The sequence below is a fragment of the Bradyrhizobium sp. CCBAU 051011 genome (assembly GCF_009930815.1).
In the GTDB taxonomy this organism is placed as follows: domain Bacteria; phylum Pseudomonadota; class Alphaproteobacteria; order Rhizobiales; family Xanthobacteraceae; genus Bradyrhizobium.
Window position 1 is genome coordinate 1932732 of record NZ_CP022222.1, and the last position, 15384, is coordinate 1948115.

Below are 15384 nucleotides of genomic sequence, written 5' to 3' on the forward strand. Positions count from 1 at the left end.
CATTTGAAGCAAGCCCTTCTGGAACGACCGGCTCGAATGGCACCACCGCAAGTCGCTCCCCGTCGCGCTCCCCCGCGTTCCGCTGACCGGCTCGATCGCGACCGTCAGGCGGCACCGCAGGTGTTTGAGCGCTTGCGCGGCATGATCATTTCACTGGAGCTGCCGCCTGGATCGCCGTTGTCGCGCGCCGCGCTGGCCGGACAGTTCGGCGTCAGTTCGACGCCGATCCGCGATGCGCTGATGCGGCTCGAGGAGGAGGGGCTGGTCGACGTGTTCCCGCAATACGCCACCGTGGTCAGCCGGGTCGACGTGCGGCTGGCACAGCAAGCGCATTTCCTGCGCCAGGCGGTCGAGCTCGAAATCGTGCGCGGGCTGGCAATCCAGCACGACGAAGCGCTGCCCGCCGCACTCAATGCGACGATCGCCCGCCAGCAGCAATTCGCAAAGGCCGGCGACTTCGAAAAATTCATGGCCGCCGACAACGAGTTCCACGCCCAGCTCTATGCCGCCACCGACAAGCAGGACATCTGGTCGCTGGTGCGCAGCCGTAGCGGACATATCGACCGGCTGCGCCGGATGCATCTGCCCTCCCCCGGCAAGGCGCAGGATATCGTGCGGCATCACAAGCTGATTGCGAAGGCGATCGACGCCGGCGAACCCGAAGAAGCGCAGAAGCACCTGCGCACCCATTTGTCAGGCACGCTCAGCGAACTCGCACAGATTCGTTCGCGCTACCCCGAATATCTCAGCAATTGACGATAAGCGGCCCCGCCGCATGCATTCGTGCCCGCGAATCACCCTCCCAGTCGGCTGCGCCGGCGTCTGTCTGCCTGACATCATGCGCATAAGGGTACTTTATAAGGCACTTTTTGACGGCGCAGCCGGAACGTCGCCGCCGTGGAACCAGTTGCAGCAATATGGGGATTCGACAAAACTCGATCGCCGTGCGCTTGATCCCAGCGGGGCCCGGAGAACTTTTACTTTGGCACGAATATTGGTCGTGGATGACGATGCGGCGGTCCAGTTGACCATCCGCCTGCTGCTGGAGCGTGCCGGCCACAGCGTGGTCACGGCGAGTGACGGCCGAAAAGGCCTCGCACTGTGTCAGACCGGAAATTTCGATCTGTTGTTCCTCGACATTTTTATGCCAGGAATGGACGGATTTGAAACCATGCGGATGGTTCGTCAGCAGCGGTCGCAAATCCCGATCATCGTCATCTCCGGCCGGCCGGTCTCGCCGGAATCGGACTTGGCCCCGGACTTCCTGACCATGGCGACCAAGCTCGGCGCGGTTTCCAGTCTGCAGAAGCCGTTCCGGCCAGCCGACCTTCTGGCTGCCGTCGCGGGCTGCCTGGAGGCCGCTGATCGTGACTTGCCGCCACGCCCTGCCGGCGGTGTTGCTTCCTCCCCATAATGCGCCATAGCATCGGGTTCGTCCGGCGGACTTGCCGGCCGCAGCGGGAGGACGAGCGGACACCGACATGACGCTCACAACGAGGCTTGCCATCGCGATGATTGCGTTGGTCGCGATCGCGGTTTCCGCGGTCGGATGGCTGAGCTATCGCAACCTGGAACAGGCGCTCCTGCTGCGCGCTCGCGACCGCATCGAGACGCATTCGCGGCAACTGGCCACCGACCTCGAATATTACGCGGCCAGCGCGACCGGCGATGTTGCGGCCTCTCGTTCCGCGGTGTCGCTGCAGGGACTGATGCGCGCCCGCAAAGCCGGAGGCATCGATCCAATCGATGGCGTCTCCGAAAAGACGTGGCGCGACCGGCTGGCATCACGTTTCGTGGCCGAACTCGAAGCCAAGCCCGCCTATGCGATGCTTCGGGTCATAGGGATCGATGATGATGGCCGTGAGCTCGTCCGCGTCGACCGCGCGGGACCGAATGACACAGTTCGGATCGTACCCGAAGAGGGATTGCTGAAGAGAAACACTCGCAGCTACTTCCCGGAAACGATCCGGCTGGGCCCCGGACAAATCTACGTCTCGTCGCTCGATCTGGGGCGCCGCAACGGGCTGATCGAGGCGGTACACAGGCCGACGCTTCGCATCGCGACGCCGATCTTCGCAGACGACGGCAAGCTGTTCGGCATTTTCATGATCAATGTCGACATGCGGCGCGCGTTCGACCGCATCAGGTCGTCGGTGTTGCCTGGCGAGACCATCTACGTCGTTAACAAGCAGGGCGACTATCTCATTCATCCAGATCGTTCACGCGAATTCGGCGCGTTGCTCGGCAAGCCGAACAACTGGAAAGCCGACTTCCCGCATCTGGCGTCGCAGGCCGGGGCAACGCAAGCCAGCGCTGACATCGTTCCGGATCAAGCCGGACGGCCGGGCGGGATAGCCTTCGCGCCCGCGCTTCTGGCCGGGGTCGAATGGGCTGGCGTCATTGAAACGACGCCCAACTCCGTCATCATGGCGCCGGCCGCGAGCATCAGGAATGCTTCCCTTCTTGTCGGTGGCATTGCGATGTCGGGCGCGGTAGTGCTGGCGCTGCTGGTCGCGAGATCGCTGACCCGCCCGATCGTCCAGTTGACCGAAGCCGTGCAGGGCGTGGCCAGTAACAAGAAGATCGCCATTCCGGTCGAAGCACGCGGCGAGACCGGCGTACTTGCGCGCGCGTTTGCGCAGGCGATCGACGAAGTGAATGCAAAGACTGCTGCTCTCGAGCGGGAGGTGCAGGAGCATCGCCGCACCGTGGCCGCGCGCGACCATCATGCCGAACGGGAACGGCTGTTCAGCGCTGCGGTCGAATCGTCCAACGACGCCATCATCACGACGTCGCTTGACGGCACCATTACCGGCTGGAACTCGGCGGCGGAGCGGCTGTTCGGTTACACCGCCGCGGAAGCCGCGGGCAAGAACATCACCCTGCTGGTGCCCAAAGACCGGCTGCCGGAGTTGCAGGACGCGCTGCGCCGGATCGGCTGGGGTGAAAGCATCGAGCACAATGAATCGGTGCGCGTGCATAAGGACGGAAGACGCATCGAAGTCTCGCTCGGCATTTCCCCGATCAAGTCGCCCTCGGGAGCGACCATCGGCATCTCGAATGTGGCGCGCGACATCACCGAAACCAACAAGACCAGGCAGGTGCTGCGACGGCAGACCGAAGAGCTTCGCCGCATCTTCGAGACCTCGCAGGATCTGATCATGGTGATGGATTCCGGGGGGGTTCTGGTTCAGATCAGCCCGAGCTGCGAGGCCATCCTGGGCTACCGGCCGGAGGAAATGATCGGCCATAGCGGGGAGGACTTTATTCATCCCGACCATCTGGAAAATTCCCGTGCGGAAATGCGGGCGTCGCGGCGCGGGCAACGCCCGAAGATGTCCGACACGCGCTGCATTCACAAGGATGGACATTACGTCTGGCTGTCCTGGCTCGGTACATGGTCCGAGCCGGCCAAGCGATTCTTCTTCGTCGGCCGCGACATGACCGAGAGCCGGCTGGCACAGGAAGCGCTGCGCGAAAGCGAGCAACTTGCCCGCGGTATCGTCGACACGGCGCTCGACGCCTTCGTCCAGGTCGACGAGCAGGGATTCATCCGGGACTGGAATGCGCAGGCAGAAAATATCTTCGGCTGGCCGCGCGATGAAGCATTCGGAAAGAATGTGTTCGACCTGATGGGCCAGCCGGACGGGCAAGGCCCTCTCAAGAAAGCCCTGCAAGCATTCCTGCTTTCCGGCAGCGAGGCGGTCCGTCAGCCCCGACGCGAGCTTCAGATCAGGCGGAGAGATGGGAAGGAGATCACGGTGGAGCTGAGCATCGCCGCGCTGAGGACGCGCGGTGGCTTCGTATTCAACGCATTCGTCCGCGACCTCACCGACAAGATCGCCGCCGAGGACAGGATCCGGCAGGCCGAGAAGATGGAGGCGATGGGACAGCTCACCGGCGGCATCGCGCACGACTTCAACAACATCCTGACGGTGATCACCGGAACGATCGAAATTCTTGCGGATGCCGTCAAGGGTGAGCCGCAGCTTGCCGCCATCACGCGAATGATCGACGAGGCGGCCTCGCGCGGCGCCGACCTCACCCAGCACCTGCTCGCCTTCGCGCGCAAGCAGCCGCTCGAGCCGAAGGTAACCGACGTCAACACGCTGATCATCGACACCGCGAAACTGTTGCAGCGAACACTCGGCGAGCACGTCGAGATCGAATCCGTGTTCGAGGACGAGACGTGCCCGGCGATCGTCGATCCCAATCAGCTCGCCACCGCGATTCTCAATCTGGCCCTCAACGCCCGCGACGCCATGCCCGATGGCGGCAAGCTGATCATCGAGACCGGCTTCGTCGTGCTCGACGAGAATTATGCGAGGATGCACAGCGACGTCCGGCCGGGCCGCTACGCCATGATCGCGGTCAGCGATACCGGCACCGGCATCCCGGCTGCGGTGCTCGACAAGGTATTCAATCCGTTCTTCACCTCGAAGGGGCCCGGCAAGGGCACCGGCCTTGGGCTCAGCATGGTGTACGGCTTCGTCAAGCAATCGGCCGGCCACATCATGATCTACAGCGAAGAGGGCCATGGCACGACGATCAAGATGTACCTGCCGCCCGCCATGGGCACATTGCCGGCGGCCGAGGCGCCGCTGGCGCCGGCCGTCACGGGCGGCCACGAGACCATCCTGGTGGTGGAAGACGACAAGCTGGTGCGCGACTATGTATTGGCGCAACTCCACTCACTCGGTTACGTCACGCTGGATGCGGCGAACGCGACCGAAGCTCTCGCGCTCGTCCACACCGGTCACCCCTTCGACCTTCTGTTCACCGACGTGATCATGCCCGGCATGAACGGCCGCCAGCTCGCGAACGAGATATTGAAAGTGAGGCCCGAGCTAAAGGTATTGTTCACGTCGGGCTATACCGAGAACGCCATCATCCATCACGGTCGGCTGGATGAAGGTGTGATGCTGCTCGCCAAGCCCTATCGGAAATCCGACATGGCGATCATGATCCGGAAAGCGCTCGCCGATTGAACGCCGCACGCGCAGATCTGCGCTGGGTGCAGCGGTTTGTCTGCGATCAGGCCACTGCGCCTGCGATCAGATCTGGCCCTGACGCTGGGTGGTCATCACGATGCGGACCAGGTCGGCGGCATTCCGAGCGCCAAGCTTCTTCATGATATTGGCGCGGTGATCCTCGATCGTGCGCGGGCTGATCCCGAGATGCCGCCCCGCTTCCTTGTTGGAAGCGCCGGCGGTGAACTGCTCCAGCACCTCGCGCTCGCGCCGCGTGAGCGGTTCCCGTCCCGGAAAATGCAGGGTCGCAATGCGCGACGGGGCGTTTTGCGCCTGCCGGCGGGCGTAAGCCTCGATCGCGTCATCGAGCCTTGCTACGATTTCGCTGCCGCGGAACGGCTTTTCGATGAAATCCAGCGCGCCGTTCTTGATGGCGCTGACCGCCATGGCGATATCGCCCTGCCCTGAGATCATGAAGATCGGCGCGGGGTAGTCCTCGCCATGCAGCTCTCGCAGAATGTCGAGACCGGACTTACCGGGGATATGCACATCGAGAAGGATGCAGGCTGGCGTCCGCGTTCGTGCAATCGCCAGCAGGGCAGCGCCGTCGGCGAAACAGATGACCTGATAGCCGCCTGCCGTCAGGACCATCGAAAGCGTGTCGCGAACGGCAGGGTCGTCATCGACTACGAAAATCTCCCCACGGGAGGGGGCCTTTTCAGCCATGTTCCATCGTCCATGCGTGGTTGAATGTGACTCACACTCGGATAACGGTATTCAACTCCATACCGGACCGTATTTGTACGGGACCACGGCTTAACGCACAAGTAGCAACGCGCTCTTTAAAAAGTAACTAAGGAGTGCACTCATGCAGAACGCAGCTAGCGACGGCGTCGCACAGGTGCCCCACGACCCGGATGCCGCCCACCCGCGCCGTGATTTTGGACCTCGTCGGCCTGATCGAGCACGTCCAGAGCGGCCTGCGCGGATTGAAGAGACGATCGCCAGGGAAACCTCGCCCGGCGGCCCCGAGAGTTCCACTGGTGCCATCGTGCTGGACGACGTGTCGCCTCGCTACATGAAGGCGGCCGCCGCGGTGCAGGCCTGCGACGTCAATCTCGGCATCGCCCTGCGTTCCCTGCTCGACTCCGGCGCAGACGATCCAAGCGCCGCCTGCCTGCCGGCGCTTGCGGTCGTCGGGGCGTAAGGCGACACGGCGCCGACCTGCTGGAGCCTACGAAGTTCCCTCGCCGCAATTTTCTCGCCAACTTTCCCGGGCCGTTAACCACCTGCTGCGATCGCTGCCTGGCGTCCGGCATGCCATCGGCGCACCGTCTGACCCGGATGCCGCGACGACGATGGAGAAGCTCGACGCGGCGCTCAACAATATGAGCCACGGCCTTTGCATGCTCGGGCCGGACAACCGCCTGCTGCTGTGGAACGATCGCTATGTAAAAATGTACAAGGCTGGCGCCCGACCGCCTGCGCGTCGGATGCACGCTCGATGAAATGCTCGAAGCGCGCAAGGCGGCGGGCACGGCCTATCGCGATCTCGGGCAATACGGATGAGGGCGCGAGAACATCACGGCGATGAATTAGCCTGATGTTGGCGCTGGAAGGGGCCGCTACACCACCTTAGGCGTCAGCTTCGGCCTTTGACGAAGCACCCGACTTTTTCTTGCCGTGCTTGCCGCGCAGGAAGCGGATGTCCATTTCCGTGCCGTTGACGCGAACGAGCTCGCAGCGGCGATAGGCGAGGCCGGTCGAGGACAAGAGCAGGAAGAACTCCTTGAGATTAAGGCCTTGAATGGAGCCTTCCACGGTCAGCGTGGCGTCGGTGTCCGAGATCGCGTTGAGTTGGCAGTCCCTGCGCCAGGTGCCGTCGATCGCCATGAGGCAGACATCATAGCCCCGGCTGAACGTGACCCGCTCCGCGCCCTTGCCGTCATCCGTCATCGCTCACCGTCCCGCCATCGCGGCGATTCTTGGCATCGACGCGCCGGCCTGCGGGGATGCCGCCCGCGCGCCGCTCGGCCGATAGAGGCCGCGCTTGTCCGGGAACGGCTTGAAGACATCGGTCAGGCCGACGACCGTTTCCGCCGCGCCGAGCACCAGGAAGCCATCGCCTTCCATCGCCTTGGCAAGACGGCCGAAGATATTGATCTTGGTTTCCTGATCGAAATAGATCAGCACGTTGCGGCAGAAGACGACGTCGAAATTGCCGAGCAGGGAGAAATCGTGCAGCAGATTGAGCTGGCGATGCTGCACCATGCCGCGCAGCTCCGGGCTGATCTGCCACAATTCTCCGTTCTGCTTGAAATATTTGACGAGCAGCTGAATCGGAAGACCGCGCTGGACCTCGAACTGGCTGTAGATGCCCGATTTCGATTTCTCCAGCACTTCCTGCGACAGGTCGGTGGCGATGATCTCGGTCCGCCAGCCGGCGAGCGCCGGGCCCATTTCCTTCAGCGACATCGCAAGCGAATACGGCTCCTGGCCGGTCGAGCCGGCGGCGCACCATATCCTGATGCTCTTGCGGCCGGCGCGCGCCTTCAACATCTCCGGCACGATCGTATCGCGGAAATGCTCGAACGGAATCTTGTCGCGGAAGAAGAAGGTCTCGTTGGTGGTCATGGCTTCGACCACCTGAGCGATGATCGTCGACGATCCGCCCTTCATTTTCTGCACGAGTTCGCCGATGCCCGCCACGCCACATTTGCGCGATAGCGGAAGCAGACGGCTCTCGATCAGATATTGCTTGTCTGCGGACAGGTCGAGACCGGAATGATCCTTCAAGAGCTTACGCAGATACTCATAGTCTGGCGGGGTCACGGTGGCCTCTCAAGGGCAAGCGGATAAGATTCAGATCGAGCTCTGGTCGACCAGCTCGACCAAGCCGACTTCCTGGAACTTCGCGGCGACGATGTCCTTGTCGAACGGCTTCATGATGTACTCGTTGGCGCCGGCATGCAGCGCGCGCGAAATATGGTCCATGCCGTTCTCGGTGGTGCAGAAAACCACCTTGGGCGCGTCGCCACCGGGCATGCGGCGCAGATGGCCGAGGAATTCGTAGCCGTCCATGACCGGCATATTCCAATCGAGCAGGACGGCGGTGGGCATGGCGTTCTTGCAGGCTTCCAGCGCCTGCTCGCCGTCCTCGGCCTCGACGATCTGAAAGTCCATTTCTTCCAGGATGCGGCGCGCGATCTTTCGCACCACGCTGGAATCATCGACGACCAGACAGGTTTTCATGTTGGCCTCCTTGCTTGATGCGCGGCGCTAAGCTGCGAGGGCTGTTTTCGGCACGATTTCGAGAACGCGATCGACGTCGAGGACGACCATGAGCTGGCCGTCGAGGCGGTGCACGCCGCCGGCGAGCTTGGCCATGCGGGGATCGAGGTTGACGGGGTTTTCCTCGCAGCTGGCGTCGGGCAGCCGCAGCACCTCGCCGATCTGGTCGATCAAGAGGCCGTAGGACTCGCCGCGCAGGTCGACGCCGACCGCCATCGGCGGCTTGCCGTCGTCGTTCCTGGGCAGCCCGAGCCGGGCGCGCATGTCGACCACGGTGACGATGCGGCCGCGCAGATTGAGCACGCCGGCGATCTCGGCGGATGCCAGCGGCACCCGCGTCAGCCGTTCCGGCATGAACACGTCCTGCACCCGCGAGATCGGCAGGCCGAACAATTGTCCCCCGATCACGGCGGTGACGTATTCGGCCACGGTGCCGTCGATGGTGTCGGTCTTGGTTGTTGTCATGTGCTGGGTTCCTTAGGCCGTGCGGCTGAACTTGTTCATGCCGGGCTGAACTTGTTCATGCCGCGCGCCTGTCGTCGGCGGTCTGTTCCTTCAGCGCCGCGATCAGGCCGGGACGGTCGAACTTGGCGACATAATCGTGGAAGCCGGCCTGCCGCCCGCGCTCGATCGCCGCCGGCGACACCAGCGAGGACAACGCGATGATCGGCAGTTGGCCCAGATTGTGGTCGGCGCGGATCGTCTCGGCGAACTCGAAGCCGTTCATGTCCGGCATTTCGATGTCGGTCAGCACCACGTCGAAGTTGTAACCCGAGCGCAGCGCAGAAAGGCCTTCCTGGGCGTTGACGGCGACCCGCACCTTGTAGCCGGCGGCCTTCAAGACCGGGGCCAGCATGTTGCGGAAGAACGCGGAGTCATCGACCAGCAGCACCGACTGCGCCGTCGATGAGGCCCGCATCTCCTTGCGCGAGAACCAGTCGGCAAACGCCATCGGCAGGAAGTGGCCGACGTCGATCACCTCGGTGGCTTGGCCCTTGATCACGGCCGAGCCCAAAATGCCCTCCTGCTGGCCGGCGACCTCGATGTGCAGCCGCTCCTCGACGATGTCGATGATCTCGTCGACCACGAGCCCCATCGAGCGGCCGTCGTCGGCGAACACCAGGATCGGCTGCGAGCCCGAGGTCTGGACGCTGACCCCGTTCATCTGCACCAAGGGCATCAGCTGCTCGCGGTACTGCACCATGTGGCGGCCGTTCGAGAGCTCGATCTTGTCGGTGGCGATCTCCTCGAGCCGGGTGACGAGGCCGAGCGGCACCGCCTTGGGCTGGCTGGAGCCGGCGCGGAACACCAGCAGCGAGGTCAGCTGTTCGCCGCCGATCGCATGCGCGGCCGAGGCTTCATCGGCCATCTCATGGGCCGAGGCGCCGGAGGCGCCGAGCGCCTTGGCAATGCCGTTGGGGTCGATGATCATGATGACGGCGCCATCGCCCAGAATGGTGTTGCCGGAGAACATGTCGATGTGCCGCAGTTTGGTCGACATCGGCTTGACCACGATTTCTTCGGTGTGGAACACGCCGTCGACCACGATGCCGAAGGTCTGGCTGCCCACTTGCGTCACCACGATGAAGCCGTTCTCGGGGTCGCTGGAGGAGCCGTCGTCGATCTTCAGCAGCTTCTTCAGGTGCATCAGCGGCAGCAGCTTGTTGCGCAGCCGCAAGACCGCGGTGTCCTTGATGCGCTCGATGCGGTGTTCGGAGTTGGCCCGCGCCCGGACCAGCTCGACCACCGAGAGCTGCGGGATCGCAAAGCGGTCACCGCCGGCTTCGACGATCAGGGCCGAGACGATGGCGAGCGTCAGCGGGATCTTGATGGTGACGGACGAGCCCTCGCCGGCGACCGACTTGATGTCGATGGTGCCGCCGATCTGGTCGATATTGGTGCGCACCACGTCCATGCCGACGCCGCGGCCGGAGACCGAGGTGACGGTGGCAGCGGTCGAGAAGCCCGGCGCGAAGATGAACTTGTGGATCTGGGCTTCGGTCATCTTCTCCAGCTCGGCCTCGGTGACGAGACCGTTCTGCAGTGCTTTGGCCTTGATCCGCTCGGTGTTGAGACCGCGGCCATTGTCGGCGATGCAGATGATGATGTGGCCGCCCTCGTGATAGGCGGACAGCCGGATGGTGCCCTGCTCGCCCTTGCCGCTAGCCAGCCGCTCGGCCGGGGTCTCCAGGCCGTGGTCGGCGGAGTTGCGCACCATGTGCGTCAGCGGATCCTTGATCAGGTCGAGCACCTGGCGGTCGAGCTCGGTGTCGGCGCCGTGCATCTCCAGTTCGATCTGCTTGCCGAGTTCGCCGGAGAGGTCGCGGACGATCCGCGGCAGCTTCTGCCAGGCGTTGCCGATCGGCTGCATCCGCGTCTTCATGACGCCTTCCTGCAGCTCGGCGGTGACGTTGGAGAGCCGCTGCAGCGGCACCTTGAACTCGGTGTCCTCGTTGCGGCGGGAGATTTCCAGAAGCTGGTTGCGGGTCAACACCAGCTCGGAGACCATGGTCATCAGGTGTTCGAGGGTGTCGACGTTGACGCGGATCGACTGGTTGGCGATCTTGTCGGCGACCTCGCCATCGGCCTCGACAGCGGCGGCACGCTTGGCCGGTTTGGCCTTGGCTTCCTTCGCGGCTTCCTTGACTTCGGGCGCGGCCTTGGCGACGGGCGCCGGCGCGGCTGCAACTTCGGTCTCGGTCTCGCGGAAGGCGCGCTCGAGGTCGTCGAGCGAGACTTCGCCCGGACGCAACGGGCGTTCCAGCACCTGCTCGACCAGCGTGCCCTTGGTCATCGCGGGCGGAGCCGGCGGCGCTACGGGGGCCGGCGCGGGCGCGGGTGCGGGCGGCGCTGCGGCCTCGGCATGATGGCCGCCTTCGGCCATCGCGTGCAGCTTTTCGATCAGGTCTTCGTCGGTGCCTTCGGGCTCGGTCTCGGTGGCCTCAAGCCCGGCGAGGATTTCCTTGATGCGGTCGATCGAGGACAGGATCAGCGTCACGGCTTCGGCCTTGACCGGCATGCCGTCGCGGAATTTGCCCATCAAGGTCTCGCCGGCATGGGCGAGCGCTTCCAGCCGCGGCAGCCCCAGAAAGCCGCAGGTGCCCTTGATGGTGTGGACCAGGCGGAAGATGTTATCCAGAATCTTCGCGTCGCTCGGGTCCTGCTCGAACCGCACCAACTGATTGTCGACCGTATCCAGGCTCTCGCTGGTCTCTGTCAGGAACTCCCGTAACAGGTCATCCATATGAGCACGCCTTCAAAAAATCCGGATACTGGCCTTCTCCAGAAATAACCCTTCGGATTTCACGGCTACGTTAATTTCACAGTCCGTGCTAATACGGATATGGTGAATATGTCGTGATGAACGGTTGGGGACGGCGGTCCGTCGAGACGGTCGACGACATTTGCAAGCCGCGGCGACAAACGGCCAGCGCACCGGATGACGACCTGGAAACAAAACGTGCGCGAAGGTCGAGCGGATCAGGCTGCGAGCAGTTCGTCTTCGCGCTTCACCAGCTTCCTGATTTCCTTGAGCGCTTTGTAGAGTGCGCCTGCGGCCACATGGTTATTGGCGGCGTCGATTGTGAGGCGGTCGCCCGGCCTGGCATCGCGCAGTTCGCGCAAGTAACCTTGATAGGCGGTCCGGTAACGCGGGATGTCGTTCTTCAGATACATGGTCTGAATGCAGAGATAGAGCCGCTTTGCGGGCGTATTGGCTGTCTCCGCATTGATGGTGTCCCGCTCGCGCAGGATTGGCGCCTCACCGTCGATCAGGAACGAGGTGCGGATGCCGGAATTGACGAGAACGGTTTCCCCGATAACGATCCGTTCAAATGGCTTCAGTTCAACGCGTAGCGGCACAATCGTCCCCCGTTCGAAGACGCGTGAGCGGCAGGGCTCACGACGTTTGCGAAACATCGTTCGTGCAAATGCGCGGCGGATACGCCGCCAGACAATATTCAGGAAATCTGGATCGATGGTGGCGGCGGGGTTTTCCCCGCCGCCTTGATCGTTGACGTCGCCGTCCCGCTTAGCGCAGGAGCTGCAGCACGCTCTGCTGGCTCTGGTTGGCCAGCGCCAGCGCGGACACCGCGATCGACTGGCGGGTCGACAGCGCCTGGCTGTTCGCCGCTTCCTCGTTGGTGTCAGCCAGCGTCAGGTTCGACGAGCCGGTCTGCAGCACGTTGATCAGGTTCTTCGAGAAATCCTGACGGATCTGCACGATCGAAAGGTTCGAACCGAAGGCCGAAGCCTGCGAGCGGAGCGTGGACGACGCGCCGTTAAGCGCCGTCACGATCTCGTTGATCGCAGCGTTGTCCTTGAAGGCGCCCGAACTCAGAACGTCGAGGCCGAGGCCGGCCGGGTTGAAGTTCACGCCCTGGATGCTCAGCGTGGACTTGCCGGTTTCGTTGAACGTCAGCTTCAGGGTGTCGCCGCCGAGCAGGTTGATGCCGTTGAAGGACGCGTCCTGCGTGGTGGTGGTGATCTGATTGATGATGTTGTTGTACTGGGTGACCAGGTTGTCACGGGCCAGCTTGGCGTCTGCGTCAACGACCGGAGCCGGAGCCGTGGTGCCGGCAGCGAACGCCTGGCCGGCGCCAACCGCGGAACCGGTGATGGCACCGATCGTGGCCGAAGCCGCTTCGTTCGTCGTGGTGATCGTCAGCTTGCCGGACACGAAAGTGGCCTGCAGGTTGTTGGCGGCGAGAGCCTCGTTCAGTTGGTTGAGCGAGGAGACACGGCCGGGGGCGGCGCCGAACACGATGTCGGTGGCAGTGCCGCCGCCGGTCGCACCAATCTTCAAGGTCTTGCCTTCCAGCACGCCCAGGACCTGGGTGCGAGCCTGGGTTACGCCGCCGGCCAGACCGAGCGAGCTGAGAGCGCCGGCGTTGCTGCTGGTGATCGAGAGGTCGCTCAGCGTGCCGGTGTTCAGCGTGATCTTGCCGCCGGTGATGGTCGAAGCCGTCGTCGAGCCGGTCAGACCGTCGATCTTCGCCAGCAGGCCAGTGACGTCGCTGTCGACCTTGATTTCGTTCGGATCGTTGCCGGTCGCGGTGGCGGCCACGAAGGTCAGCGTCTTGCCGTTGACGGTGATGGTATCACCCACGGCGAAGGCGTTTGCAATCGAAGCAGCCGTGCCGTCGCCGACGCTCAGCTTGGTGGTGCCGGCCAGAGCGCCGGCCGTCACGGCGCCACCGCCACGAGTGGCGGTGCTTTGAGCGGCAGTGTTGATTTCGAGCGCGACGGCCGCGGTACCGGTCACGACGAGGTCGGCGGCCGTACCGGACCTCAGGGTGATGATGCCGCCCGTTGCTGTCGAGGCGTTGGCCGGGGTGGTGTTGCCCGACAGGGTGTCGATCGCTGTCATCAAATCGCTCAGCGAGGTATCGACACCCATCGTATAGGCGTTGCCCGAACCGACGAGGCCATTCGCGCCCGCCTGGAACGTGATCGTCTTGCCGTTGACGACCAGCGTGTCGTTAGCAGCAACCGCAACGGTGAGTTGGGACAGCAGCGACGAGGGGGTCGCGTTGACCGGGCCGGCCGTCTCGAGCTGGCCGCCCGGGGTGGCCACCGCGGTGCTGGTATACGCACCGCGCTGCGGAGCGGAAGTGCCGGTGAACGCGGCGTTGGTCGGGGCCTGATCGGCGACGAGATTGTCGGCGGTTGCGCCATCGATCACGACCGAGGTGAACGACGACTTGGTCGAGAAGCCGACCGTGGTCTGCAGCGCCTGATTGGCGACAGACTTGGCGGAGTCGACGAGCTTCTGCAGCGAGGTGATGCCGGTGTTGGCAGCCTGCAGGACCTGCACGCCGTTGCCGATGCCGTCGAGCAGATTGTTGATGTCGCTGGCGCGGCTGTCGAGCGAGGCGGCGGTGAAATAGTTGGTGGGGTTGTCGAGGGCCGTGTTGACCTTCTTGCCCGTGGCAAGGCGATTCTGCGTGGTGGCGAGCAGATCAGCGGTCGACTGCAGCGAGAGGAGGTTCTGGCGAACCGACGAGGAGAGAACAATACCTGACATAACTCATACCCTTCTGGATGAACACGATTGACGCAACGCCACAAACTTCTTTGGGCGATGCTGCCACACTGGTCCTCCACCGCTACCTGCAGGTTAACGCGCCGATCCGTACAAATACGAAAGGCGAAGAAAACCTTCACGAATTTTATTTATGGTGAACAGAGTCTTAACTGCGCAAAGCGGGGTCTCGTCGCAGCAACGGCTTCAATCGCGGACACGCGATTATTGGGTGCTGGATGAATAAGGTGCTGGATGTCCGCGAGATCTAGCTCGACTGCACGGCGCCGCTGAACCCGGACCGGGCTTCGGCCAAACATTCATTGACGATCGCCAGCAGCGCCCCCGGCGTGAACGGCTTGCGCAGGCAGCGCGCGGCACCGAGTTCGAGCGCCATGCGCAGGAAGTCCGGCGCCGGCGAGTCGAGATTGGCAAAGGCGTATCCCGACATCGCAACCAGGGGAATTTTCGGCGCACGCTCGTGGAATATCCTGATCGATTCGAAGCCGCGCATGTGCGGCATGAAGATATCGACGAGCATCAGGTCGAAGGAGGAATCTTCCAGCGCGCGAAGCCCGGCTTCGCCGCCGTCGGCTATCGTCACCTCAAAGCCGTGACGCTCGAGATAGATCTCGATGGCCGTACAGACCATGGGATCGTCATCGACGATGAGAACGCGAGTCATGTTTAGCCCCCGGCAGCCGACGATGTACCTTCAGTCCAATAATCCTCAGTCAGAATCGCATTGGGGCTGTCTGGTTTTCTGTTTGGTGTGAAGTGCCGGCGGCTTCCGCCGCCTCGTCGTAACAGACGAAATCAGCGACCGCCGCGTAGCCTCTCCCTGGCAGTTCAGCCCGTACTCAGCCTCACTCTCGAGATGTTCGGTGGCGCGCTCCCGGCGGCCGCCAGCCTTGCCGTAAGTCTTCGACGTTGTTCCGCTTCCGACAGGCACTCGTCGATCACGCCGAGCAGCGTTACCGGACGAAACGGCTTGCGCCGGTATCGCGCTCCGGCGCCGGATTTGCGTTCCCGCAATGGAACCTTCGGTTCCAAGCGCGTGGCCGTTTTATCTTGGCGAATCAGCTCGCTACCGCATTTCCG

Annotated in this window: 14 protein-coding genes; 5 read left to right on the plus strand and 9 right to left on the minus strand. The window is 63.3% G+C overall.

Annotated elements, in window-relative coordinates:
- Positions 1-36 precede the first annotated feature (36 nt).
- The 3 genes from ACH79_RS09195 to ACH79_RS09205 all read left to right on the plus strand — a co-directional run bounded on the left by ACH79_RS09195 (position 37) and on the right by ACH79_RS09205 (position 4988).
- Positions 37-756 carry a GntR family transcriptional regulator gene (locus tag ACH79_RS09195; RefSeq protein WP_161850736.1) on the plus strand — a complete coding sequence of 240 codons (720 nt, stop codon included), beginning with the start codon at positions 37-39 and terminating at the stop codon, positions 754-756.
- Positions 757-982: 226 nt separating this feature from the next.
- Positions 983-1414, plus strand: a complete 432-nt coding sequence (locus ACH79_RS09200) for a response regulator (protein ID WP_161850737.1) — start codon at positions 983-985, stop codon at positions 1412-1414.
- A 67-nt stretch (positions 1415-1481) separates the two neighbouring features.
- The gene (locus ACH79_RS09205; RefSeq protein WP_161850738.1) at positions 1482-4988 is read left to right on the plus strand and encodes a PAS domain S-box protein; all 3507 of its coding nucleotides are present in this window, start codon (positions 1482-1484) and stop codon (positions 4986-4988) included.
- Positions 4989-5054: 66 nt separating this feature from the next.
- On the opposite strand, the gene ACH79_RS09210 is transcribed toward ACH79_RS09205, so the two are convergent.
- Positions 5055-5696: a response regulator transcription factor gene (locus tag ACH79_RS09210; RefSeq protein WP_161850739.1), complete on the minus strand. Its 642-nt coding sequence runs from the start codon at positions 5694-5696 to the stop codon at positions 5055-5057.
- A gap of 142 nt (positions 5697-5838) precedes the next feature.
- Between ACH79_RS09210 and ACH79_RS09215 the strand changes: the two genes are divergently transcribed.
- Both ACH79_RS09215 and ACH79_RS09220 read left to right on the plus strand, forming a co-directional pair.
- A complete protein-coding gene (locus ACH79_RS09215) occupies positions 5839-6177 on the plus strand; it encodes a hypothetical protein (protein WP_161850740.1) in 339 nt (112 codons plus the stop codon).
- A gap of 151 nt (positions 6178-6328) precedes the next feature.
- Complete coding sequence (locus ACH79_RS09220) at positions 6329-6478, plus strand: PAS-domain containing protein (RefSeq protein ID WP_246738483.1); 150 nt, start codon at positions 6329-6331, stop codon at positions 6476-6478.
- Between the two features lie 127 nt (positions 6479-6605).
- Here ACH79_RS09220 and ACH79_RS09225 read toward each other — a convergent pair whose 3' ends face one another.
- From ACH79_RS09225 to ACH79_RS09260, 8 genes are all read right to left on the minus strand, one after another.
- Positions 6606-6926, minus strand: a complete 321-nt coding sequence (locus ACH79_RS09225) for a PilZ domain-containing protein (protein WP_161850741.1) — start codon at positions 6924-6926, stop codon at positions 6606-6608.
- 3 nt (positions 6927-6929) lie between these two features.
- Positions 6930-7802, minus strand: a complete 873-nt coding sequence (locus ACH79_RS09230) for a protein-glutamate O-methyltransferase CheR (protein ID WP_161850742.1) — start codon at positions 7800-7802, stop codon at positions 6930-6932.
- A 30-nt stretch (positions 7803-7832) separates the two neighbouring features.
- A complete protein-coding gene (locus ACH79_RS09235) occupies positions 7833-8222 on the minus strand; it encodes a PleD family two-component system response regulator (RefSeq protein WP_161850743.1) in 390 nt (129 codons plus the stop codon).
- 27 nt (positions 8223-8249) lie between these two features.
- Positions 8250-8726 carry a chemotaxis protein CheW gene (locus ACH79_RS09240; RefSeq protein ID WP_161850744.1) on the minus strand — a complete coding sequence of 159 codons (477 nt, stop codon included), beginning with the start codon at positions 8724-8726 and terminating at the stop codon, positions 8250-8252.
- A 55-nt stretch (positions 8727-8781) separates the two neighbouring features.
- A complete protein-coding gene (locus ACH79_RS09245) occupies positions 8782-11505 on the minus strand; it encodes a hybrid sensor histidine kinase/response regulator (RefSeq protein WP_161850745.1) in 2724 nt (907 codons plus the stop codon).
- A 236-nt stretch (positions 11506-11741) separates the two neighbouring features.
- Complete coding sequence (gene flbT, locus ACH79_RS09250) at positions 11742-12122, minus strand: flagellar biosynthesis repressor FlbT (protein ID WP_161850746.1); 381 nt, start codon at positions 12120-12122, stop codon at positions 11742-11744.
- A 169-nt stretch (positions 12123-12291) separates the two neighbouring features.
- A complete protein-coding gene (locus tag ACH79_RS09255) occupies positions 12292-14286 on the minus strand; it encodes a flagellin (protein WP_161850747.1) in 1995 nt (664 codons plus the stop codon).
- A 265-nt stretch (positions 14287-14551) separates the two neighbouring features.
- Positions 14552-14968: a response regulator gene (locus tag ACH79_RS09260; RefSeq protein WP_161850748.1), complete on the minus strand. Its 417-nt coding sequence runs from the start codon at positions 14966-14968 to the stop codon at positions 14552-14554.
- Positions 14969-15384: the final 416 nt, after the last annotated feature.